At 63.0% G+C, this 22,719-nt stretch carries 22 protein-coding genes and 1 tRNA gene; 10 read left to right on the top strand and 13 right to left on the bottom strand.

The window, feature by feature from the left end:
* Positions 1–15: 15 nt before the first annotated feature.
* From CMV30_RS02620 to CMV30_RS02575, 10 genes are all read right to left on the bottom strand, one after another.
* The gene (locus tag CMV30_RS02620) at positions 16–798 is read right to left on the bottom strand and encodes a hypothetical protein (RefSeq protein ID WP_096054578.1); all 783 of its coding nucleotides are present in this window, start codon (positions 796–798) and stop codon (positions 16–18) included.
* Positions 799–826: 28 nt separating this feature from the next.
* Positions 827–1,543: a spermidine synthase family protein gene (locus tag CMV30_RS02615; protein WP_096054577.1), complete on the bottom strand. Its 717-nt coding sequence runs from the start codon at positions 1,541–1,543 to the stop codon at positions 827–829.
* 92 nt (positions 1,544–1,635) lie between these two features.
* Entirely contained in the window at positions 1,636–2,019 is a 384-nt protein-coding gene (locus CMV30_RS02610) for a YdbL family probable chaperone protein (protein WP_096054576.1), read from the bottom strand.
* Positions 2,016–2,195, bottom strand: a complete 180-nt coding sequence (locus CMV30_RS02605) for a hypothetical protein (RefSeq protein ID WP_096054575.1) — start codon at positions 2,193–2,195, stop codon at positions 2,016–2,018. Before CMV30_RS02605 ends, CMV30_RS02610 begins: the two co-directional genes overlap by 4 nt.
* A gap of 53 nt (positions 2,196–2,248) precedes the next feature.
* The gene (locus tag CMV30_RS02600) at positions 2,249–3,469 is read right to left on the bottom strand and encodes a hypothetical protein (protein WP_096054574.1); all 1,221 of its coding nucleotides are present in this window, start codon (positions 3,467–3,469) and stop codon (positions 2,249–2,251) included.
* 99 nt (positions 3,470–3,568) lie between these two features.
* Complete coding sequence (locus CMV30_RS02595) at positions 3,569–4,546, bottom strand: type II secretion system F family protein (RefSeq protein WP_096054573.1); 978 nt, start codon at positions 4,544–4,546, stop codon at positions 3,569–3,571.
* A 41-nt stretch (positions 4,547–4,587) separates the two neighbouring features.
* On the bottom strand, positions 4,588–5,577 hold the full coding sequence (gene rlmF, locus CMV30_RS02590; protein WP_096054572.1) for a 23S rRNA (adenine(1618)-N(6))-methyltransferase RlmF: 990 nt from the start codon (positions 5,575–5,577) through the stop codon (positions 4,588–4,590).
* Between the two features lie 122 nt (positions 5,578–5,699).
* Positions 5,700–6,182: a hypothetical protein gene (locus CMV30_RS02585; RefSeq protein ID WP_138223078.1), complete on the bottom strand. Its 483-nt coding sequence runs from the start codon at positions 6,180–6,182 to the stop codon at positions 5,700–5,702.
* Positions 6,183–6,253: 71 nt separating this feature from the next.
* Complete coding sequence (locus CMV30_RS02580; protein ID WP_096054570.1) at positions 6,254–7,297, bottom strand: hypothetical protein; 1,044 nt, start codon at positions 7,295–7,297, stop codon at positions 6,254–6,256.
* A gap of 370 nt (positions 7,298–7,667) precedes the next feature.
* Positions 7,668–9,437, bottom strand: coding sequence for a right-handed parallel beta-helix repeat-containing protein (locus CMV30_RS02575; RefSeq protein WP_096054569.1), 1,770 nt, complete (start codon positions 9,435–9,437; stop codon positions 7,668–7,670).
* A gap of 146 nt (positions 9,438–9,583) precedes the next feature.
* On the opposite strand from CMV30_RS02575, the gene CMV30_RS02570 reads away from it, so the two are divergent.
* Positions 9,584–10,267 (top strand): hypothetical protein, encoded by a 684-nt coding sequence (locus CMV30_RS02570; RefSeq protein WP_096054568.1) that lies wholly within the window; start codon positions 9,584–9,586, stop codon positions 10,265–10,267.
* A gap of 12 nt (positions 10,268–10,279) precedes the next feature.
* Here CMV30_RS02570 and CMV30_RS02565 read toward each other — a convergent pair whose 3' ends face one another.
* Together CMV30_RS02565 and CMV30_RS02560 are read right to left on the bottom strand one after the other, a co-directional pair.
* The gene (locus CMV30_RS02565; protein ID WP_096054567.1) at positions 10,280–11,470 is read right to left on the bottom strand and encodes a hypothetical protein; all 1,191 of its coding nucleotides are present in this window, start codon (positions 11,468–11,470) and stop codon (positions 10,280–10,282) included.
* A gap of 77 nt (positions 11,471–11,547) precedes the next feature.
* Positions 11,548–11,623: transfer RNA gene (locus CMV30_RS02560), tRNA-Phe, on the bottom strand.
* Positions 11,624–11,739: 116 nt separating this feature from the next.
* Here CMV30_RS02560 and CMV30_RS19210 point away from each other — a divergent pair.
* Positions 11,740–11,991 carry a hypothetical protein gene (locus tag CMV30_RS19210; protein WP_138223077.1) on the top strand — a complete coding sequence of 84 codons (252 nt, stop codon included), beginning with the start codon at positions 11,740–11,742 and terminating at the stop codon, positions 11,989–11,991.
* A gap of 257 nt (positions 11,992–12,248) precedes the next feature.
* On the opposite strand, the gene CMV30_RS02550 is transcribed toward CMV30_RS19210, so the two are convergent.
* Positions 12,249–14,717, bottom strand: coding sequence for a DEAD/DEAH box helicase (locus tag CMV30_RS02550; protein WP_096054565.1), 2,469 nt, complete (start codon positions 14,715–14,717; stop codon positions 12,249–12,251).
* A 159-nt stretch (positions 14,718–14,876) separates the two neighbouring features.
* Here CMV30_RS02550 and CMV30_RS02545 point away from each other — a divergent pair, with 159 nt between their 5' ends.
* From CMV30_RS02545 to CMV30_RS20590, 8 genes are all read left to right on the top strand, one after another.
* Positions 14,877–15,212, top strand: coding sequence for a hypothetical protein (locus CMV30_RS02545; protein ID WP_096054564.1), 336 nt, complete (start codon positions 14,877–14,879; stop codon positions 15,210–15,212).
* Positions 15,213–15,260: 48 nt separating this feature from the next.
* Positions 15,261–16,112: an MNIO family bufferin maturase gene (gene bufB / locus CMV30_RS02540; RefSeq protein ID WP_096054563.1), complete on the top strand. Its 852-nt coding sequence runs from the start codon at positions 15,261–15,263 to the stop codon at positions 16,110–16,112.
* Positions 16,109–17,116: an HvfC/BufC N-terminal domain-containing protein gene (locus CMV30_RS02535; protein WP_096054562.1), complete on the top strand. Its 1,008-nt coding sequence runs from the start codon at positions 16,109–16,111 to the stop codon at positions 17,114–17,116. The genes bufB and CMV30_RS02535 overlap by 4 nt, the downstream gene beginning before the upstream one ends.
* Before the next feature lie 241 nt (positions 17,117–17,357).
* On the top strand, positions 17,358–17,816 hold the full coding sequence (locus CMV30_RS02530) for a DoxX family protein (RefSeq protein WP_245844377.1): 459 nt from the start codon (positions 17,358–17,360) through the stop codon (positions 17,814–17,816).
* A gap of 42 nt (positions 17,817–17,858) precedes the next feature.
* Positions 17,859–18,419: an RNA polymerase sigma factor gene (locus CMV30_RS02525; protein WP_096054560.1), complete on the top strand. Its 561-nt coding sequence runs from the start codon at positions 17,859–17,861 to the stop codon at positions 18,417–18,419.
* Positions 18,412–19,173: a DUF3379 family protein gene (locus CMV30_RS02520; RefSeq protein WP_096054559.1), complete on the top strand. Its 762-nt coding sequence runs from the start codon at positions 18,412–18,414 to the stop codon at positions 19,171–19,173. The genes CMV30_RS02525 and CMV30_RS02520 overlap by 8 nt, the downstream gene beginning before the upstream one ends.
* A 52-nt stretch (positions 19,174–19,225) precedes the next feature.
* Positions 19,226–19,867: a phosphopantothenoylcysteine decarboxylase domain-containing protein gene (locus tag CMV30_RS02515; protein ID WP_175414705.1), complete on the top strand. Its 642-nt coding sequence runs from the start codon at positions 19,226–19,228 to the stop codon at positions 19,865–19,867.
* 79 nt (positions 19,868–19,946) lie between these two features.
* Complete coding sequence (locus tag CMV30_RS20590) at positions 19,947–22,700, top strand: MGH1-like glycoside hydrolase domain-containing protein (RefSeq protein ID WP_096054557.1); 2,754 nt, start codon at positions 19,947–19,949, stop codon at positions 22,698–22,700.
* The last annotated feature ends 19 nt before the right edge of the window (positions 22,701–22,719 follow it).

Genomic DNA, 22,719 nt, shown 5'->3' with positions numbered 1-22,719 from the left:
GTTTCGACGCGTGCTTCAGGGCCAGAGCGATGGGCCGGCCATACCCATTTCGCGCCAGAGCTTTTGGGTGGGCAGCAAGCTCGTCACGATCGAGCCGAGGATGATTTTGTTTTTGAGATTCTGGAATTCGCCGTGGCGTATTTCAAAACGGCGATGGAGGTCGGCGCGGGCTTCGTCGCTGAGCGCGTTGCTGGCTGTGCGGAGACAATCCTCGGTGGCGTTGAGAAGTACGGTGTAGCTGCGGTCTTTCGATGCGTACTTTTCGTCGAGCAATCTATCGACGACGAAGAATTGTTCAGCGATAGCGGCTTTTGTTTTCTTGAGGGAATCCAAGGTCTCTGGGGTGAGTCTGGCACGTGGGATTTTAGAGAGTTGATCTTCGGTGATTAAGACCAGGTGTCGCGTGAGGTAGAGCATTGCGGCGACTAAGTGGTCGATTTCCGTGCCGACGGACGCGCCGCTTTTCAGTTCGGTCAGGTATGCGTCATAGATGGATTGGAGTGCCTTCGCATAGGTGCGGTAGGTTTCAAGGCGGGTCTCGTAAGGAAGCTCTTTGTTTCCCAGGCGATCAAAATTGAGGGAGTTGGCCATGCGCCAGAAGAGTGCGGAGGAGTCGTCTTTTCTAAGCGTGGGGAGCGGGAGCTTTTTTTGCTGAATGAGTTCGCTGGCTTTTGTGTAGTCAGCAGCCGTCCATTCGCGATCAGCGGCGGGAAAGCCGGCTTCGGTGTAAGGGTCGGTTGCGAAGGTGACGGAGCAGAGCGCGAGGAGAAGGGCCAGGAAGTGGACGGGGGTTTTCATGGCTGGGGTTGGCGTGGTGATCAGGGATTCAGCGGGACGGGGGTTTTGTGGATGTACGGGCGGCGGAGGGAAGTTTGTCGGCGAGGTAGATCATATAGGCGCTGCGGCGGGCGGTGGCGTACACGCGGGAGGCGACGGGTTTCACGGTGAGGCCGGCGCGTTTGAGGCGGTCGGCGAGCGGGGCGTCGGGCGAGGCGGACCAGACGGCGGCGCGGCCGCCGGGTTTGAGGGCGGTCGCGATCTGGCGGATACCGCCGGGGCTGTAGAGTTCGTTATTGCCGTCGCTGACCATGGCGGTGGTGCCGTTGTCGATATCGAGCATGATGACGTCGTAGGGTGCGCGCGCGGCGCGGCTGAGGACGGCGCGGACATCTTCTTCGAAAACGGTGACACGGGGATCGGCGAGGAGTTTGCCGTTGAGCGGGAGCAAGTGCGTGCGGTTCCATGCGACGATTTCGGAGAAGAGTTCGGCGACGTGGACGGTGGCGGCGGGGCCGACGGCCTCGAGAACGGCTTTCAACGTGAAACCGAGGCCGAGGCCGCCGATGAGGACGCGGGGAGCGTTTTTCTTCCTAGCGAAGTGTTCGCAGCCGAGCGTGCCGAGTTCGACTTCGGAGGTGGTGACGGCGGAGTGCATGAGCTGCTGGCCGTTGACGCGGATGCAGAAGTGGCCGTCGTGCTCGACGAGGGTCATGCGGGCGCCGTTGGGCGTCTTGGTCTCGGCGAGCGTGATGTTGGGCTTCATGGGCGGGTGAAGGTGGGAACGCCGGGGCGAAGAAACAAGGCGCGGGCACAAAAAAACGCCGGCGTGACGGCCGGCGTTTTGGGGAGAGGGGATTATTTTTTGTACCAGTCGCCGGAGTCGCGCTGGAGCCAGACGCCGGGCGCGGAGTTGTTGGCGATTTGTTTCGCGCGGGATTTGGCGACGGCGTCGGCGGTGGCGCCGGTTTTGGCGGCGAGGGCTGCGTACACGGCGGTGCGGTCGGCGTTTTCGGCGGCTGACACGGAGTCGGCGTCGGGGGCGGCGGCGCGGACTTCGAGGAGGCCGCGGTTGTTTTCGCCGAGGGCGCCCTGGGTTTTCAGCGCGTCGATTTGCGGGATGCGTTTTTCCATGCGGGCGCGGATGGCGCCGAGGTCTTGGGCGTGGAGCGACGGGGCTGCTGCGGCGGCTAGAAATAGCGCGAGCGTGAGGGCGAGGAGGCGGAAAAGGGCGGTGTTCATTTGGCGGCAGGGGTGGTGATGGTGGTGGATTTTTTGTCGAGGTCGCCGAAGAAGTCGTCGAGGGCGCGGTCGACTTTGACGTTCACGTCGAGGGTGACGTGGATGGGGTCCACTTTGACGTGGATGCAGCCGGTGAAGGTCGCGGTGCAGGCGAGCAGGAGGAGGCAGCGGAGCATGATGAGAAGGTCTTTTATGAGAGTGCGGGTGGCAACGAAAGTTTCCTCAGTGATCAGTGGAGTTCGGTGGAGAACTCCTGGGTCATGCCGAGTTGGAGGAGGGCGGCGAGGGGGCCGGCGACGTTGACGGTGAAGTTCACTTTGGGGACTGCGCCATCGGGTGGCAGCGGGGTGGCTTCGATTTCGACGTGGGCGGAGCGGCCCTGGCTATCGCCGTCGGGCGTGATGCTCATGCGCAAGGTGTCGACCCGCAGCTGGGTGTTGCCGAGCTCGATCTCGCGGAGGTCGTAGTAGCCGTCGTTGCGCAGGGAGAGCCACTGGCCGATTTTGCCGGGTAGAAACGTGAACCGCGCGGGAATAGAGGACGTTAATAATCCCGGTGAAGGTGCGAGGCGCAGGATGGTGGGCTCCACTTCGTCGAGGGAGAGATGGCCGATGCCGAGTTGCAGGCCGGTCGATTCTTTCCAGCCGACGCGGAGTTCGCCGTCGAGGCGGCCGCGGGCGTCGGCGAGGCCGGAGGGAATGAGCTGCGCAAAATCTTGAAGACCGATGCGGGCAACGCGGACGCGGGCAAAAATCTCGAACGGAGTGAGTGAAGCCGTGAACGGGGCGGCGGCGTCGATCTTGCCACCGGCGATTTCGACCTCGGCGGTTTCGACGGCGACGTTTGTTTTTTCGATGAGACGTCCGCGCATGAGAAAGGCGCGCGCGCCGAGGCGGGAAGTGCTGATGGTTTGAACGCGAAGTTCGAAGGGCTGAGCGCTTTCGAGCGCGCGTTCGGGCGTGAGGGCGAAGTCTCCGGCGAGTTGAATGCCTTCGAGTTTCCAGCCGCCGCTCTCGTTGTGGACGGTGGCGTCGGTGCAAGTGAGGGTGATGCGGCCGGAGGGTTTGAGTCCATCGAGCGTGCCGGAGCCGGTGAGAGTGAGATGACCGGTGGCGGTCATGGTGCCGAGCGAGGGCGCGTAGCGGGCGACGGATGCGGAGAGCCACGGACCCAGTTCCAGGTTACCTTCTTCGATATGCCAGGAGACTACGCCGGTGGATTCGTTGGCGGAGATGCTGGCGCGGAGAGTAAGTCCGTCACCGGTGAGAGTGAACGTGGCGGACTGGGGAGCGTTGGCGGGGTTGGTGGCTGCCAGCTGCCATTTCAGAGCGGGCAGAGTCGGGACGGAGATCTCGCCGTGCAGCGTGCCGAAGTAGGCGAGGCGCGGCAGCGCGGCCTCACCGGTGGCGGAGGGCAGACTGAGGGCGAGCACTGCGAAGAGAAAACGCACGCGGGGTGAGATTCGCGAAACGTGGAGAGGTTGCTAGCGCATTTCGGGGAAAGGTGTGGACGCAAAAGATGCACGAGGGCGCGTGCGAGTACGCGGGGCCTATGTCGTGGCGAGGGATTCGAGCATTTTGATGTAGCCGGAGTAGAAGGAGACGGCGTGGTAGCCGACTAGGATGACGACGGCGATGAAGAGAAGCGCGGGGTAGAGGAGGCTGGCGACTTTAAGGGAGGTGTCGGCGCGCTCCTGGTTTTGTTCGGCGAGGCGGAGGAGGTTTTGTTCGAGCTGGCCGGTGAGTTCGCCGGTGCGGTAGAGGGCGGTGAAGTCGGCGGGGAAGCAGGGGTGTTGCGGGAGGTGCGGGCCGGGTTGTTCGCCGCGCGCGATGACGGCGTCGATGGCGCGGGCGGCGGTGCGGAGGGCGGGCGATGGGGTAATCGTGCCGGCGGCCTGCCAGGCGTGATCGATGCGGAGACCGGCTTCGAGGAAGTTGCCGAGGGCGAAGGCTAAGTCGGCGAGCGCTTGGGAAGTCGCGTATCCACGAAAGGCGGGCAGCAGGCGGGCGAGTTGGAAGAGGAGCGGGCTTTGGCGGCGGGAGAGAACCAGGAGCGTGGTGATCGCGAGCCAGAGCGGGAGGAGTGTGCAGGCGAGAGTCGTGACGTAAGCGGAGGCGTTCCAGAGAAAGCCTTTTTCCCAGTCGATCATGCGCAGGAGCGGGAAGAGGAGGAGGCCGAGGTGGAGGACTGCGAGCGGGTAGGCGCAGGCGAGGAGCAGGCGGGTTTTGACGGCGCTGAATTGGGCGTGGCGAGTGGAGAGGTTGCGGAGGACGCGGGGAAGGCGGCCGGTCTCGGCACCTGCGGAAATAAAGAGGCGGTCGGAGGCGGGCAGCCATGAGCCGGTGGAGCGGAGGGCGTCGTCGATCGAGCCGCCGAGCTCGGTGATCTCGGCCATGCGGAGGAGAGCGGAGGCGGGGGCGCCGTTACCGATCGAGGCGCGCAGGGCGGCGGAGAAGGGAAGACCGGCGTCGAGGTTTTGCGCGAGCAGGTGGTACCATGCGGAGAGTTTTTTGTGGCTGAGGGGCATGGCGCGATGATCGAACGCGGGAGGCGGACGGTGCGGGGAAATCAGGCCGGGGTGGAAGTGACGGAGGTGAGACGCGTGCGGCGTTCGGCGGGAGAGAGGAAGGTCCAGGCGAGGAGGCGACTTTGTTTTTGGCCGGCGAACATCGTGATGATGCGGACGTCGTGAGGATGGGCGGAGTGGAGAGCGCGTTCGAGGAGGGGGAGGCTGGCGCGTTTGGAGACTAGGGTGGTGAACCAGACGCAGAGCGCGGGGCGGGCGGCGCTCTCGGCGATCATGCGGCGGATGAAGGCGACCTCGCCGCCGGGGCACCAGAGCTCGTTGGGGCGTCCGCCGAAGTTGAGGGCTAGTTTGGCGGAGCTGCGTGCGGTGGGAGAACCGAGGTTGCGGATTTTGCGGAGCGTGCCGGCGGCGGCTTCGTCGGGTGAGGCGTGGAAGGGCGGGTTGCAGAGGGAGAGGGCGAAGGAGTCGGTCGGCGCGGTGATGTTAGCGAAGAGCGCGGAGGCGGAGGGCTGGAGGCGGAAGTCTAGGAGCGGGGCGAGCGGGGGATTGGCGGCGGCGAGCTGACGTGCCCAGTTTATGGATGCGGGGTCGATGTCGGTGCCGGTGACGCGCCAGCCGAAGAGGGATGCGGCGAGGAGCGGGTAGATGGCGTTGGCGCCGGTGCCGAGGTCGAGGGCGCGGATGGCGGGGCCGCAGGGGATGGTTTTGTCCGCAGTGTCGGCGGCGAGGAGATCGGCGGCGTGGTGGAGGTAATCGGCGCGGCTGGGGACCGGCGGGCAGAGGAAGCCGGACGGGAGATCCCAGTGGGCGATACCGTAGTGGAGTTTGAGGAGGGCGCGGTTGAGGGTGAGGACGGCGGCGGGGTTGGCGAAGTCGATGGTGTCACCGGCAAGTGGATGCGGCTGGACGAACGGGGCGAGTTCCGGGAGCGCGGCGATGAGGCGGGGGAAGTCGTAGGGCGCGCGGTGGAGGTTGCGCGGGTGGAGTTCGCCGGTGGTGTGGTTTTTGTTTTTTGGGCCGGTGGGTTTCAGGCGAGGGGAGTTAGAGCGAAGGGAACGGAGTTATGGCCACAAAAAGGCGCAGCTGCGCAAAAAAGGAGGGGAACGGATGCGATGCGAATGCGCGACGGGGGCGTCGCACCTCCATCGCAGGGTTAACGAGGATCGGTGCTGTAGCCTTCGCGCACGGATTCGCGGGTGAGAACGATCAGGGTGAAGACGCCGAGGGCGGTGCCGAAAGGCATTTGAATGCAGTTCAAGGCGGCGACGACGATCGAGAATGTGCGGTTTTTGCGGGCGCGGATGAAGAGACCGGAGATGAGGTTGGCGATGCCTCCGCTGACGATGAGCACGCCGAAGATGGCGTAGAACCATCGGAAGATCGCAAAAAATTGTTCGGGGGGCGGGCCACTTTTCTGGTCTTTCCAGAGTGAGGGATCGCCGAGGAAGGTACTCATGAAGAGCCAGTGGAGCGCGAGGAAGCCGAGGCCGACGAGTGCAAGGCCGGCAAAGATGAAATGAAACAACGCGATGAGGCGCAGATGATCGGCGTCGATTTTGCGTTGATCGCGAAGAAGCGGGGGGAGTTCGGGCGGCATGGGGTGATTGTTGATGGAGACGGGACGACGCAGGTTCAAGACGTGGGGAGTGGCGGGAGCAGGCCGGAGTTGTGGCCGCAAGAGGCGCAAAAAGGAGAGCGGGAACGAGGTCAACGTGAGCGGGATTTGCGGGGGGCGTCTTTTTCCCAGGCAGCGATGGTGCGGTTGAGGTGGTTGAGCTGTTGCTGGAGGATTTCGACGTCGTGGCGGAAGTTGGCGTAAGTGCGCGCGTGGAGGAGGTGGCGGGTTTTTTCGGAGAGGGTGAAGCGCCAGTGCGGGGAGTGGCGGTACTTGCGAAGTTTGCGCTCGGTGTCGCGGCGGGCGGCGATGAGTTCGGTAATGGCGCGGCGGAGACGGCTGACGGGCGAGTCGGGGCCGAGGACTTCGTTGGCGGTTTCCCATTCGACTTCGAGGCGGGCGAGCCAGTCGGCATCGGCGGCGGCCCAGGCTTGCTGGACTTCGTGCCAGAGGCGTTGACGGGCGGGTGTCCAGACGCCGCCGCGGTCGGGGTGGAGGTGTTGGACGAGGCGGCGGTAGATGTCTTTGGCGGAGGGGCCGGGCGCGGGAGCGGAGGAAGCGGAGCGGTGTGACTGGCGGGAGCTACGCGGGTCGTCGTGGAAGAAATCGTCGAAGGGGTCTTCGTCGGAGTCGCGGGAGGAGTCGTGCGGGTCGTGGTCGGCGGAGGATTTTTGGGAGTCGGGGTCGTTGGAATCGGAGTCGTCTTCGTCGTTGAAGGCGTCGGGGTTGGCGGCGCGTTCTTTTTGTTCGTGCCAGAGTTTTTTGAGGGAGCGGCCGGTGGTCTCGGCCAGGAAGATCACGGTGCGGACCTGGTGGCTTTTGGTGGAGACCTCAGCGTAGAGGTCGCGGAGGGTGGTGACCCAGACGGGGAAAGTACGGTGGAGCCAGGCGTCGTAGGCGGGGCGGTCGATCTCTTCGTGGCGGTGGAGATCGCGGGCGGCTTTTTCGTGGCGCTTGCGGGCGGTGTGGAATTCGGCCCAGGCGGCGCGCTGGAGCGGGCGGTTGTCGATGAGGAGTAGGGCGCGCGAGCGTGAGGATTTCGCGTCGCGAGTGGCGGCAGATTTTGCGACGGATGCGGACGCGGCGGGGCGGCGCAGGCGTGGCGAGGAAGAGGGATTCTTTTTTTGCCCGGGCATCAGAGAGGCAGGGAAGAAAGCGCGGGCAGGCGGAAGCGCGAGCCGGGAAGTCGAAAAAGCGGGAGCGAGATCTGGAGCCGGTGCAGGTGGTGCCGAGGTCGTGAGCGAACTTGCCAGATGAACGGGCGGCGTGAATAAACGCTTCAGTGAAGAAATGGGCGGATGCCTTTTCTTCGTTCACTTTCACTCCGAACCGAAACCTCCAATACACATACCATCATGGGTAAATCACAGGACTCGAAGAAACAGACCAAGAAGGCGCCGTTGAAAACTCCGGCCGAAAAAAAGGCCGCCAAGCGCGAGAAGAAGGCCAGCCGCTAAGCGGACTTTTTCTTTGTTCACAGGCGCACGCTGAAAGGTGTGCGCTTTTTTATTTGCGAGCGGACGAGGAGTCGCGGTTTGGCGTGGCCGGTGTGCGTGGGAGTTTGGGCATGGGCTCGCCGAATTGTAGGGCTCCGGCGTCGGGTCGGGTAGAGTCGGAAGTGGGGATGGTTAAGCCGGGGAGATTGAAGGGGCTGAGATCCTGGCCGCGATGGCGGGCGGGGCTGTCAGAGCGGAGGGCGAGATTGCCGGTGGCGGCATCGATGAATCCGGGATCGCGATCCGAGATCCAGATGCTTTGGCGGTCGAGGCCGGCTTTTTCGGCCATGGCGATGCCGTCGGCCCAGCGGTCTTTTTTGTCGGAGGATTTTTCGACGGGCTGTTGGACGAAGACGTTGTAGTCGCCCTGCCAGTCGGGGAGCGGGTATTTGGCGCCGGTGCCGGTGGCCTGGGCGACCCAGGTGCGGCACCAGTGGAGGTTGTTCACGAAGTGATAGTGTGGCGTCGAGATGGGCGCGCCGGCGGGGTAGTTCATGGTGACGGCGGCGTCGGAGGTCGTGGTGTTGTGATAGACCCAGACGGTGACGGGCGCGGGGCCTTTGGCGCTGGCCCAGTTGCGGAGGTCTTCGCCGTTATCGAGGAAGAGATTCCGGTAGATGTAGAGCGGGCCGGACTGGGCGTCTTTGATACGGCAGGCGCAGCGGGCGTGCTCGATGAGGTTGTCGTGCCATTGGGAGTTGGTCTGGCCACCGGAAGTTTCGAGGGCGTCGTCGAAGATGTTGAGGAGGCGATTGTGGTGAACGCGGACGGAGGCGTTTTGCTCGGGCGTGCCGGGATAGCCGGATTGGATGCCGTCCCAGTGATCGTGGACGAAGTTGTCGTGGACCTCGTGGTCGCCCGCGCTCTCGGCGATGCGGACAGCGTAGCGGTCGTAGAAGCCGGCGTTTTTGCAGGCGACCCAGGCGTCCCATTGTCCGGGGCGGCGGAAGTCGGAACCGGCGTAGGGATCGTAGCTGATTTCGTTATAGCGGATGAGCGCGCGCGCAGAGCCGCGTCCGATGTGGATGCCGAAGTCGATGCGCTTGATGACGCAGTGTTCGATGGTGAGGTCGTGCGTGTTTTCCGCGAGGATGCCGAAGGCGCTGTTTTGCAGCTGGAGGCCGCGAATGACGCAGTGGGCGGAATCGGCGACGTGGATGATCGCTTCGCGTGGCGCGACGACGATGGGCATGGTGCGCGGGTCGCGCTCGTGCTCGAAGCGGATGAGGAGGTCGCGCTCTTTACGGCGGTACATGGCGACGGCGCGCACGCCTTTCCAGCCGGAGGGGCCGACGCCGTTTTTGAAGATTTCGGGCCAGCGGAGGTTGTCGCGCTCGGGATGGGGGAGCGCGGGGTCGGTGCGTTTTTCGTCGAGGGTGGTAATGACGCCTTCGTCGGCGACGACGGTGAAGGGGACGAAGTCGATGGAGGTCCGATAGACGCCGGGAGCTATCTCAGGCGCGGGTATCCAGTTCAAGGGCACGTCGGCGCTGCCGTCGAGAATGGCGCCGGGTGCGCCTTCGAGAACGAGCGGAGATGATGACTCGCCGCAGTGGGTGAGGCGGAGGCGTTCGCGGTAGAGGCCGGGCTGGATTTTGATGACGTCGCCGGGTGAAGCGGCGTCGATGGCTGATTGGATGGTCGAGTACTGGGCGTCAGGGGAAGCCTGGCGGTTGACGGTGAGTGTTTTGGCGAGGGCGGAGAGGGGTGAGAGAAAAATCAGGAGCGCGCAGGTGCGGATGAAAAGCGGACGGTGGCGGAGGAGGGCGGGGTGGCGCATGGGGTTGGTGACGGTGACGGACAGAACGATGGTCGAAGTTCTCGCGGAGTTCGCGAGGTCTTCGACGCGGTGCGTCAGAAAGCACTTTCTTTTTCAGTGACGTGGCGGCGGGTTGTTTTTGGACTCGGCGAGTTCCGAATCGAATCATGAGCAGCGGCGAAACCCAGGCACATCGAGAGCTTAAGCGGCTGGCTTTTCAGTGGGCGCTGGAGCACGGGCTGCCGATCGCGGGCTGCGAGGTGCGGGTGCCGAAGAGCGGGTATCGGGCGGATGTGGCGGCGATGTCGCGCGAGTCGTTAAGCGAGGCAGGCGTGGTGGCGTTGTTTGAGTGCAAGCAGTGCCGGGCAGATTTGATCCGCGATCATGCGGATGAGCCGGTGGTGCGCAGCCGAAGTGTGGAGCTGGCGGCGCGGGTGGGTGAGCTACGCGCGATGATCGCGGTGCACCGGCCGGATTTGCGGCGGGGGGTGGCGTTGTTCGCGGAGTTCGACGAGTACGATCTGGCTGGGTTGCGGCATGAGACATTGCACGCGCTCGAACGGGAGCTGGGCGTGTTGCAGAGCAAACTGGCGAATTGCGTGAAGTTCGCGCGGCTCAGCCGGTATCACGCGGCGGATCATCTGTATCTCGTGACGGAGCCGGGGATCGTGGAGGCGCATGAAGTGCCGGTGGGCTGGGGCTGGCTGGTGCGCGAGGATGATGCGTTGGTCTTGCGGCAGCCGCCGGTGAGATATCGGACGACGGCGGAGTTGCGCGGGCGGTGGCTGGAGGCGGTGGCGCTGGCGGGGACGAGGATCGCGCAACGAGTTTTACCAAAGCTCAATCTATGACCCGCAGATGGCTTACGGGTTTTTTTTGAAAACTGGTTGAAGCTCTCCCTCGATGAACTGGTTCGGTCGCCAGCCTCGCGTGAACTTATCCAATAGGAATGAATCGAAAAGTCCGAGTCCTAGCGCAGCTGTAGTTGCCAGACCTGTTGGGAAAAGAGCGTCCACCGCAAAACCAGCTCCAGTAAAAATGCCGAAGCGCATGGATTTAGGCGGAAGCCGATCCAAGAAGGTCTCACGTGCGACTTCCTTGTAGTACTCTCGCATCAAATCACGGTCCATACTCTGCTTCTCGAGCCAGCTTTTGAACTTATCCGCCTTTTTAATTAGTCGGATGAGATCGGGCATTGGAATAGTCCCGGCGTTGATTGCTTCACGTAGTGATCGAGCCTCACCAAAGATGACTTCACTGAAATCGTTTCTAGCTCTCTCACTTTTTTGAGTCCGGTTGAATAGATGGTACAGCCTCAGCTTGAGGAGATCGCTTCCTACTTCGTCCGTTGCAATCTCGCTCAGTTGACGCGCTGAAACAAATGCGTGGGACTCGGCATCTGAAAGAGTAGAGAGCAAGTGGGCGGGGGTGAGAACCGTGCGGTCCTTTGAGATTCTTCTATGGAAGAATTCGTTCAGCACTGCGAAATCCAGGTCGGTCGAAACGACAAATCCCTTTTCTGTTTCTTCGCACGAGAATCGAAATCTGTGTGTTGGCGGGACTTCAGGAACCCATCTGAAAAGTAGACTTCTAACTGCCTGCTCGACGAAATCCTTGTCTCTGAAACTAGCTTTCACTCCGTCTAAAAGAGTGGCGTCGTAGCGCACCGTCTTAATGAAGGGCTGCATTCTGATTGCCGCTCTTCGTCCCTTTCCGGCGCGATCATAATAGTTGATCAACGTAGATCTTAGCTGTTCAGGCAGCGCTCGATGAGGTGCGCTGAACGTTACAGGGTTGTGGATGGCAAATCCGGATTGGTCGGTCGATGAATGGATGGCTAAGTGGTCCTCTTCGTAAAGAATCTCCATAGTGCCGGAACTCATCAGTTCCATGAGGAGTTCTGGGCCGAAATACTTCACTAATTGCTCCAGAACGATGTGGTTTCCTTGAACGTAGACGCGCCTGTAAAAGAGCAGGCACTCGAAAAGGAAGCCTATATCGATGGGATCTTGAGAGTACCGATACTGGGGGCGGATCGTGACAGCCTCGAACATCGCAGCAAACAAGACAGCTTTCGCGGGTCAGTCCATTGTGATCCCCGCCAGATCACCGCGTTCACGCGGCTTGAAAGTGGTGCCAAGACTCGGAATCGAACCGAGGACACGAGGATTTTCAGTCCTCTGCTCTACCAACTGAGCTATCTTGGCGACGAAAGAGGGGTCAGGATAAAGGGGCGGGCTTTTCGTGCGTCAATGGGATTTTCGTGGAAGTTCGGAGTGGTGCCGGAGCGGTGGCTGGAGTGGGATCGGCGACTTATTTTGCCATGCCTGAAGTCCTTGCAGTCCTTTTGGTTTTTGCCGTCAGCGTCGCCATCTATGTCGGGGCATGGGTGCGGTCGCGCGATCCGGCGTTGTATGAGCCGGAGTTGGAACGTGTGCGGTCGGAACAGCAGGTGGTGTGGTTGGAGGAACGGCTGGCGCAGGCGAGGCGTGAGGGGTGGGGTGCGGAGATGGTTTTGGAGTTGGAGGGGAAGATCGCGGAGGCGACGGCGGGGAGTTTATCGCGGAAACGCTGAAGGGCGGAGGCGCGAAACGGAGGGAAGGAAGGGAGGAGGGGAAGAGCGAAGACGCGGAGAGACGAAGGTGGGCAGCAAAGGGCTGATCGAAGGACGGAGGTCGGAATTGTGGATTGTCGGAAGGTGCTCACGCAAAGGCGCGAAGGCGCAAAGAAAGGCACGGGCCGGGATTGAATCGGGCTCGTTCTCGACTCCGGAAAAGCCGCGAGAACGAGTACGATTTTCGGAAGCCGACGGGGACGTCGGCGCTCCCAGGGTTACGAGGTGAGCAGGGAGCGGAGGTCGGCGAGGGTGAGTTTGGCGGAGACGGCGTCGCTGGCTTCGAAGACGTCGGCGAGGAGGGCGCGTTTCGATTCCTGAAGTTGAAGGACTTTTTCTTCCACCGTTCCCGAGCAGATGAGTTTGTAGCTGGTGACGACCTTGGTCTGGCCGATGCGGTGGGCGCGGTCGGTGGCCTGGGCTTCGACGGCGGGATTCCACCAAGGGTCGAAGTGGACGACGGTATCGGCGGAGGTGAGGTTGAGGCCGGTGCCGCCAGCCTTGAGCGAGATGAGGAAGACGGGGAGCGTGGTGGAGGTGTTGAATTTATCGACCTCGGCCTGGCGGGCTTTGGGCGTCATCGAGCCGTCGAGGTAGGCGTAGGGGATTTCTTGAGACTCGAGTTCTTCGCGGAGGAGGCCGAGGAGCGCGGTGAACTGGGAGAACACGAGGAGGCGGTGGCCGTCGTCGATCGACTCGGCGAGGAGTTCGCGGAAGGCTTCGAGCTTGGCGGAGTCGGTGGCTTTGTTTGTGGACTGCGGGAGGAGTCGCGGGTCGCAGCAGACCTGGCGGAGTCGGAGGAGCTGCGTGAGCGTGGCCATGCGGACGGAGTTGTCGTTGGCGCCGCTGGCTTCGAGGTCGAGGAGGGCGCGCTCGGTTTCCTCCTGCATCTTCCGGTAGAGCGCGGACTGGGCGGGGGAGAGTTCGCAGTAGAGGATTTGCTCGATCTTGGAGGGGAGCTCGGGGGCGACGGTTTTTTTGGTGCGGCGCAGAATGTAGGGCGCGGTCTTGGCGCGGAGGCGTTCGTCGAACCAGTTGCGCTCCTCGGCCTTGGTGCCGCTGGGGACTTGGTCGATGTAACCGGGCATGAGGACTTCGAAGAGGGAGCGGAGGTCGTCGATGCTGTTTTCGAGCGGCGTGCCGGTGAGGAGGAACCGGCCCTGGGCCTGGAGGATGCGGAGGGCCTGGGCGTTTTGGGAGCGGCGGTTTTTGAGGTGCTGGGCTTCGTCGGCGATGAGGCAGGAGAAGTCGGTTTCGGAGAAGAGATCGCGGTCGCGGGCGAGCGTGCCGTAGGAGGTGATGATGAGATCGTGCGCGGCGAAGGCTTTGGCGTCGGTGAGGCGGTTGGAGCCGTGGTGAACGAAGACGCGGAGCTCGGGTGCGAAGCGGGCGGCTTCGCGGCGCCAGTTTTCCACGAGCGAGGCGGGGCAGGCGACGAGGGAGACGCGAGATGCGTTGCGCGCGGTGGGCTGCGAGTTGAGCGCGGAAAGAAGCGAAAGAGCCTGAAGGGTTTTGCCGAGGCCCATTTCGTCGGCGAGGATGCCGCCGAGGTTGTGGCGGTGGAGATGCCAGAGCCAGGCGACGCCGATTTTCTGATACGGGCGGAGCAGGGCATCGAGCGCGGGCGGGATCGGCGCGGGGTTGAGGGCGGAGAGATTGCGGAGGGCGTTGCTGCGGGCTTTCCAGGCTTCGGGTGGCTGGAAGTGCGGGGCGATTTTTTCGAGGATGCCCTCGGCCTCGATGAGGCGGGCGGTGCTGACGCGGTGCGTGCGGCGGGTGGCGCTGCCGACGCCGCCCTCGCTGGAGAGGGCGCGCTGGGCTTCGGCAAGTTTCTGGAGTTGTTCGGGGGCGATCAGGTAAACCTGGCCGTTGTCCTCGACGTAGCCGCGGCTGCCGGAGGCGGCGGCGAGAATCTGGTCTTCGGATACGCGACCGGCGCGGAGGGCGAGGGTGACGTTGTAGCCATTGCCGTTGTCGATGGCGTCGCAGGCGATCTCGGCGTGACGGAAGCGGGCGGTGTTTTTTTCGAAGTTGTCGGTGAACTCGGCGAAGAGTTCGTCGCGGAGGCGCTGGCCGTGGGTGGCAAGGAAGTTGAGGACCTTGTGGCGGTCGCGGAGCCACCATTTGCGCGAGGACGGCTCGAGAACGAAGCCGGCGGTTTTGACGACGTCGAGGGCGGGCGCGTAGCTGAGGCTTTCGCGGGAGGGGAGGCTGATGGAGAGGAAGTGTTCGGAGCCGTCGACCATCAGCGACGTGGTCGCTGATGGTGTTGGGAGTTGAGAGCTGAGAGTTGAGGGACGGAGGCCGCGAGGTTCAGGGCTGGCGGTGCGGATGGAGCCGGAGCGGGGGACGGAGATGGTGGAGGTGGGGCGGGGGTCGGCGGGGTCGGTGAGGTGTTCGCTGACGCCGCGGAGGCGCTGGCCGAGCCAGAGGAGATTGGTGTGGGGCGTGTTGACGAAAGCGAAGACGGGCTGGCCGGTGGCGGCGGTGACGAGTTCGCGGAGCTGGACGCGGGTGAGCTGGATGAACGCGGGCGGCTTTTCGCTGCCGCAGAGGCGCTGGAGGACGGCGAGGGCGGGGAAGAGGGCGGGCTTCGGAGGCGCGTTCAGGTCGAGCTCCACCTTCAGCGCGATGGCGTTGCGCGGAGCGGCTTCGGCGAGATTGGGCGGCAGGAGCAGACGGAGCATCGGAACAACGTTTGGGGCGGCGCGGATGAGGCGAGTTTTTTGTGGGGAAAAGGAGTCCGGGAATAAAGCGGGCGCGGGGTGCTCTCATGTACGTTGGCGATTATTCCGGGTCCGGTCGGACGCGGCGCGCAACGAGACATTATTCGAACACGTCATCCCATGAACAACTCCACGAAAACATTCCTCGCCTGCGCGGCCATTGCCGGTCTCTACGCGGGTGCGATCACGGTCAAGGCCTCTCCGGCGAACGATTCCGCGGCGGGCACGAAGATTCAAAAAACCGCCGACGCGAAAGAGAAGTCAGGCTGTAACAGCAAGGACGGGTGCAAGGCGAAGGAGTCGTGCAAGGGCACGCATGACTGCAAAGGGAAGAACGACTGCAAGGGCCATGGCGGTTGCAAGTCGGGCGACAACGGCTGCAAGGGAAAGAACTCCTGCAAGGGCAAGGGCGGTTGCTCGACGGCGAAGAAACCGGAAGGCGCGAAGGCGAGCTGAGGCGACAGAGAAATTTTGGCGCCGTCGAGAGGCGGCGCTTTTTTCACCATGCCTGCGAATGCTTTTAACGGACACACGGACTACGGGATAGGGCTGGGGCTGCGCGTGCCGCACTACCGGCATATTTTGACGGAGAAGCCGACGTGCGCGTGGTTCGAGATCATCTCTGAGAATTTCATGGTGGATGGGGGGCGTCCGCTGGAGGTGCTGGATTCGATTTTGGAGCAGTACCAAGTGGTGCAGCATGGCGTCTCAATGTACTTCGGTTCGGCGGAGAAGCCGGACCGGACTCATCTGAAGAAGTTAAAGGCGCTGGTGAAGCGGACGAAGACGCCGTGGTTGTCGGATCATCTGTGCTGGGGGAGCGTGGATGGGCGCTACACGCACGATTTGTTGCCGATGCCGTACACGCATGAGGCGGCGAAGCGGACGGCGGAGAAGATCCGGTATGTGCGCGATTTTTTAGAGGTGCCGATCTGCGTGGAGAACGTGAGTTCGTACATGGAGTTTCACGCGTCGGAGATGACGGAGTGGGAGTTTCTCAACGAAGTAGTCGAGCGAGCGGACTGCGGAATTTTGCTCGATGTGAACAATATCTACGTGTCGTCGAAGAACCACGGGTTCAATCCGTACGACTATGTGAACGCGATTCCGGCGGAGCGGGTGGGGCAGATGCACATCGCGGGGCACACCAAGTTCGAGAAGTACATCCTGGATACGCACGATCATCCGGTGCTCGACCCGGTGTGGAAGCTGTACGCGCACGCGACGAAGCGGTGCGGAGTGACGGCGACGCTGCTGGAGTGGGACGACAAGATACCGTCGTTCGATGAGGTTCATGCCGAGGCTTTGAAGGCGAATGCGTTTATTGGTGAGGCAAGGAAGGCGCTGGCGACATGAGTGGGGTGGTGCGACGGGGGAAGCGGAAGACCGACGGGGACGTCGGCGCTCCCAGGGAAGGCATTCGCAGGCGGAAGGCGCGCGGGCCGGAGTTGGAGCCGCGTGATTTGTTGGCGTGGCAGCGGACGATGTTCGCAGCGGTGACGCGGCCGCTGGCGGCGGGGGATCGTGCGCAGGCGAAATGGTTCGATGGGACGTCGTCGGCGCGGGCGGTGGCGAAGTTGATCAAGCCGAGCAAGACGCTGCGGCCGCTGGAGCGCGTGGAGATCTACAACCGGATGTACTGGTTTCGTCTGCTGGAGTGCATTGCGACGGATTTCCCTGGCGTGCGTGCGCTGCTCGGCGATGAGCGATTCTGGAAATTGGCGGAGGCGTATCTGGCGAAGAATTTATCGCGGTCGTTTACGTTGAGAAACCTAGGAGCGAAGCTGCCGCTTTTCGTGAAGACGGAGGCGAAATGGACGAAGCCGTTTACGGAGGCGGCGGGGGATCTGGCGCGGTTTGAGTGGGCGCAGATCGTGGCGTTCGACGAGGCGCGGCTGAGGCCGCTGACGAAGAAGATGCTCGCGGGGTTGACGGCGGAGACGTTGCGGCTGCGCGTGCAGCCTTACCTGACGTTGCTGACGTGCGGTTATGCGGTGGACGATTACGTGCTGGCGGTGAAGAACGACAGCGCGCTGCGGGCGGAGGCGAGCAACGCGGTGACGGAGCGGTCGGTGAACGAGGGAGATATTGATGGCGCGAGCGACGGGAAGGTGGCGCTGGTGCGGTTGCGAGAGCGAGTGCACGTGGCGGTGCATCGGGTGGACAATCAGCTTTATTACAAGCGGCTGGAGCCGGAGGCGGCGCGGTTGTTGCGGGCGCTGGCGGCGGGGCGGACTTTGCCGGAGGCGTGTGGGACGGCGTTTGTGCGGACGAATTTTTTGCCAGAGGAGCAGGCGGAGAAGGTGCAGGCGTGGTTTGCGCTGTGGATGCGGCTGGGGTGGTTGTGCGTGCGGGAGTGAAGACGCGGAGAAGACGGAGTGGGGCACGCAAAGGCGCGAAGGAGGAGGGGCGTGGTGGGGACGGAGAGAAGATGGAAGTTTTAACCACGGATTTCTCAGATGGGAACGGATGGGAGGGGAGTCGGCAGGGGTTCACGATTGGCGGGGAATTTCGGCATGAGGTGAGGCGAAGTGGGGGCGACGTTTCGGAAAGAGCGCGTCGACCTGGGGAATAAAGGTGCGGGTGGGAGCTCTCATGAGCATGGAAATTTCAAAATGGTACGGGCGCTTTGAGGCGGTGGCGGATTATCTGCGGTCGCCGCTGCTGCTGGTGCTGCGGGTTTATTGGGGGTGGCAGTTTGCTCAGACGGGTTGGGGTAAACTCATGAATCTGGAGCGGACGGCGGAGTTTTTTGGCGGGCTGGGGATTCCGCTTCCGAAGGTGAATGCGTTTATGGCGGGCGGTGTGGAGTGCGTGGGCGGGGCGTTGCTGGTGATCGGACTGGCGTCGCGGCTGGTGAGCGTGCCGCTGGCGGGGACGATGGTGGTGGCGTACGTGACGGCGGATAACGAGGCGTTGCGGGCGATTTTTAATGAGCCGGAAAAGTTCACGAGTGCGGCGCCGTTTATGTTTTTGCTGGTGGCGGTGATGGTGCTGGCGTTTGGGCCGGGGGCGTTTTCGCTTGATCGCGTGTTGATCAATAAAACGGAAACGAAGTGATGGAGCGCGCCGCGCAACGCTGACGAAGGACTTCTTTTTTCCATGGCCGACGCAGACTTCATCCAGCTGGTGGACCGGTTTTATCCGGCGCTGTACCGTTTCGCGCTGAGTCTGGCGCGGAGTGAGGCGGATGCGTGCGACCTGACGCAGCAGACGTTTTATGTGTGGGCGACGAAAGGGCACGCGCTGAGGGAGGCGGAGAAGGCGAAGTCGTGGCTGTTCACGACGCTGTACCGGGAGTTTTTGAAGGGGAGGCGGCGCGGGGAGCGGATGACGGCATTGGACACGGTCAACGAGGCGGAGGTGGAGCAGGTGACGCTCGCGCCAGAGACGGTGTCGTCGATGGATGCCGAGGTCGTGATGGCGGCGTTGCAGGAGGTGGATGAGGCGTTCCGTGCACCGCTGACGTTGTTTTATATCGAGGAGCTTTCGTATCAGGAAATCGCGGACGTGCTGGAGATTCCGATCGGCACGGTGATGTCGCGGCTGTCGCGCGGGAAGGCGCAGCTGCGGGCGAGACTCACGGCGGCGAAGGAAAACGCGGCGGGTGGCGGTTCGGTGGTGAAGTTCCCCAGTTCAAAAGGAAAGGCCGGTCATGGATAACGAAGAGGCAAAGTTCATTCTGAAGGCGTATCGGGCGAGTGGTGCCGATGCGGGCGACGCGCGTTTCGCGGAGGCGCTCGAACAGGCGAAGCGCGATCCGGAGCTGGGGCGCTGGCTGGAGCGCGAGCAGGCGCTGGACAAGGCGGTCGCGACGAAGATGCGGGCGGTGATGCCGCCGGCGGGATTGCGCGAGGCGATCCTGGCAGGCGGCAAGATGAGTGCGCGTGCGGAGCAGCAGCGGGAGCGGAGTTGGTGGAGTCAGCCGCGCTGGATGGCGCTGGCGGCGTCGGTCGTGTTGATGCTCGGCGTGGCGGGCGTGAGCTGGCCGCGGTTCGCGGCGGCGGACGAGGCGAAGCGTTTCGGAGCGTTTGCGATGAACGATCTGATCGAGGCGGCGAATCACGATGCGCACGGGCCGGGCATGGGGCAGCTGGCGGCGATCGTGAGCGATGCGAAGCGGCGGTTGGGCGGGGCGTTGCCGATCGAGTTCGACGCATTGAAGGCGAATGGGTGCCGGACGGTGCGGTACGACGGGCGCGATGTGCTGGAAGTGTGCTTCGAGCGCGGGGGGAAAGAATTTCATCTGTACGTGATGAAGCGGCCAGAGAACGCGTGGATGCGGGTGGGGGCGGAGGCGGTGCAGATCGTCGATGCGGGGCGTGACGGCGTGATGTCGGCGGTGTGGAGTGACGAGCGGCATGTGTATGCGCTCGCCGGGGCGGAGGGCGTGGGGGCGTTGCGGGCAGTGTTGTGAAATCTCTGCGCGGGCGGTGGACAGGCATGGTTCGTGGTGTCATCGAAAACCCATGACCAAGCCTCTTCGTTGTCTGCTCACTGCCGGACCGACGCGCGAGCATCTCGATCCGGTGCGTTTTTTGAGCAACGGATCGAGCGGGCGGATGGGCTATGCGCTGGCGGAAGCGGCGGTGGCTCGTGGATGGGAGGTCGATCTGGTGAGCGGGCCGGTGGCGATCAAGGCGGCGGTGGGGGTGACGGTGCACCGCGTGGTGTCGGCGCAGGAGATGTTCGCGGCATGCGAGCCGTTGTTCGCGCGGTGCGATTTATTCATCGCGGTGGCGGCGGTGGCGGATTTCCGCCCGAAGGCGATGGAGGTGCACAAGACGAAGAAGGCCGAGGCGGCGCTGGTGCTGGAGCTGGAGCCGACGGTGGATATTTTGAAGACGCTCGCGGCGCGGAAGACGGCGGCGCAACGGGTGGTGGGATTCGCGGCGGAGACTCGGGATGTGGAGTTGTACGCGCGGCGGAAGTTGACGGAAAAAAATCTGGATTGGATCGTGGCGAACGATGTGGGGCGCGCGGGCATCGGGATGGAGGCGGTGGACAACGCGGTGATCGTGATCGGGCGAAGCGGGGAGCGGGCGGTGTTCGGGCCGGCTCCGAAGCGGGCGGTGGCGGAGTTTATTCTCGATAAAATCGCGTGGCGCTGACGATTTAGCCGAACGGCGGCGACGAAGCGCCGCCCTCCACCGGAAAACCAGCCCGTTCCAGAAACCACGCACTTACCGCATGGCCACGAAAAACAGACAGCCCGCGAGTTCACTGAATGCCGAGCGCATCCGGCTGGAGGAGGACGCGAGGCGGGCGAAGAACTGGAAGCGCTGGGGGCCGTATCTGGCGGAGCGGCAGTGGGGGACGGTGCGCGAGGATTACTCGGAGGATGGTGAGAGCTGGAATTATTTCACGCATGAGCAGGCGCGCAGCCGGGCGTATCGGTGGGGCGAAGACGGAATGCTGGGAATCACGGACCGGGAGTGCCGGTTGTGTTTCGGGCTGGCGCTGTGGAACGAGCGCGATCCGTTTTTGAAGGAGCGGATGTTTGGTCTGAGCGGGCCTGAGGGGAATCACGGCGAGGACGTGAAGGAGTGTTATTACTACCTCGATGCGACGCCGACGCATTCGTACCTGAAGGCGCTCTATAAATATCCGCAGGCGGAGTTTCCGTATGAGAAGTTACGCGCGGAGAATCGGAAGCGGGGGCGCGATGAGCCAGAGTACGAGTTGCTGGACACGGGGGTGTTCGACGACGGGCGGTACTTCGATGTGTTCGTGGAGTACGCGAAGGGCGGGCCGAACGATTTGTTGATTCAGATCACGGTGGCGAATCGCGGCCCGGAGGAGGCGCGGCTGCGGTTGCTGCCGACGTTGTGGTATCGCAACACGTGGTCGTGGGGCTGCACGCACGAAGGCTGCGAGGTAAAGCCGAAGTTGAAGCAGGTGGCGGAGAATCGCGTGCAGTGCGATCACGCGACGCTGGAGCGGTTTTTCCTGGAGGTGGAAGGGGAGCGAAGCGCAGGTGCGGGCACTGCGGACGGACGCGGGAAGACGGAGTGGTTGTTTACGGAGAATGAGACAAACGCGGAAAAACTTTTCGGCGGGACGAATGCGTCGCCGTACGTGAAGGACGCGTTTCACGAGGCGGTGGTGCAGGGGCGTACGGAGAAAGTGAATTCGCGGCAGCAGGGGACGAAGGTGGCGGCGCACCGGACGCTGGTGCTGGCGGCGGGGGAGTCGCGAGTGATGCGGCTGCGGTTATTTTCGGACAAGGAGCAGCCGGCGGAGGTTTTTGGCGGGAATTTTGCGGCGGTGCTGGCGTCAAGACGGCACGAGGCGGATGCGTTTTATGCGGAGCTGCTCAAGGAGCGGCCGCTGCCGGCGGCGGTGAAGACGGGAGAGTTTACGATGCCGCCGTTGCCGGGGAGCGAGCAGACGAACGTGGCGCGGCAGGCGTACGCGGGGCTGCTGTGGTCGAAACAGTTTTATCACTACGTGGTGAAGGACTGGATGGTCGGCGATCCGGAGCAGCCGAAGCCGCCGGCGGCGCGGCTGACGGGGCGCAACGCGGAGTGGGAGCATGTGTTCAACCGGGACATCCTCTCGATGCCGGACAAGTGGGAGTACCCGTGGTTCGCGGCGTGGGATCTGGCGTTTCACATGATTCCGTTTGCGCGGGTGGACGCGCATTTCGCGAAGGACCAGCTGAACCTGTTGCTGCGCGAATGGTACATGCACCCGAACGGACAGATCCCGGCGTACGAGTGGAATTTCTCGGATGTGAATCCCCCGGTGCACGCGTGGGCATGCTGGCGTGTGTACAAGATGACGGGGCCGCGCGGTGGACGTGACCGGCAGTTTCTGGCGCGGGTATTTCAGAAGCTGTTGTTGAATTTCACGTGGTGGGTGAACCGGAAAGATCCGACGGGGAAAAATATTTTTGCGGGCGGGTTTCTCGGATTGGACAACATCGGCGTGTTTGACCGCTCGAAGCCGTTGCCGACGGGTGGGGCGCTGGCGCAGGCGGACGGGACGGCGTGGATGGCGTTTTACTGCGGGACGATGCTGGCGATGGCGTTAGAGCTAGCCGAGACGCAGCCAGAATATGAGGACATCGCGTCGAAGTTCTTCGAACATTTCGTGGCGATCGCGGATGCGATGAACCGACTCGGCGGAAACGGGCTTTGGCACGAGGAAGACGGATTTTATTATGACCAGCTGATGGTCGATGGGCAGACCTCACCGGTGCGGCTGCGCTCGATGGTGGGAATCATCCCGCTGTTCGCGGTGGAGTTTATCGAGGAGGAGCGGCTGGATTGTCTGCCGGGTTTTGCGAAGCGGACGCGGTGGTTTCTTGAGCACCGGAAAGATTTGGCGGGGCAGATCTCGTATTTCTCGCACGACGGCTGCTCGAAGGGGCGGCACCTGCTGGCGATCCCGACTCGGGAGCGGCTGGAGCGGGTGTTGAAGTACGTTTTCGACGAGAAAGAATTTTTATCGCCGCACGGCGTACGGTCGTTGTCGCGCGTGTATAAGGATCATCCGTACGTGCTGAAGGCGGGCGGACAGGAGTACTGCGTGGATTATGTGCCGGGCGATTCGAACAGCTGGCTGTTTGGCGGAAACTCGAACTGGCGCGGGCCGGTGTGGATGCCGGTGAATTATCTGCTGATCGAGGCGCTGGAGCGGTATCACCATTTTTATGGGGACACGTTCACGGTGGAGTTCCCGACGGGGAGCGGGCATCGCGTGACATTGAAGCAGGCGGCGCGGGAGCTGTCGCAGCGGCTGGTGGGGTTGTTCATGCCGAACGCTAGCGGGCGTCGGCCGTGCAATGGGCTGGAATCGCGCTACGTGAGCGATCCGCATTGGCAGGATCTGGTGCTGTTTCACGAGTTCTTCCACGGCGATAGCGGGCAAGGGCTCGGGGCGAGTCATCAGACGGGATGGACGGCGCTGGTGACGCGGTTGATTGAGAGCGGCGGATGAGGGGGAGGAGTGAAAAGTG

The organism is Nibricoccus aquaticus (assembly GCF_002310495.1).
Classification (GTDB): domain Bacteria; phylum Verrucomicrobiota; class Verrucomicrobiia; order Opitutales; family Opitutaceae; genus Nibricoccus; species Nibricoccus aquaticus.
This window is presented reverse-complemented; position numbering and strand designations above follow the sequence as displayed.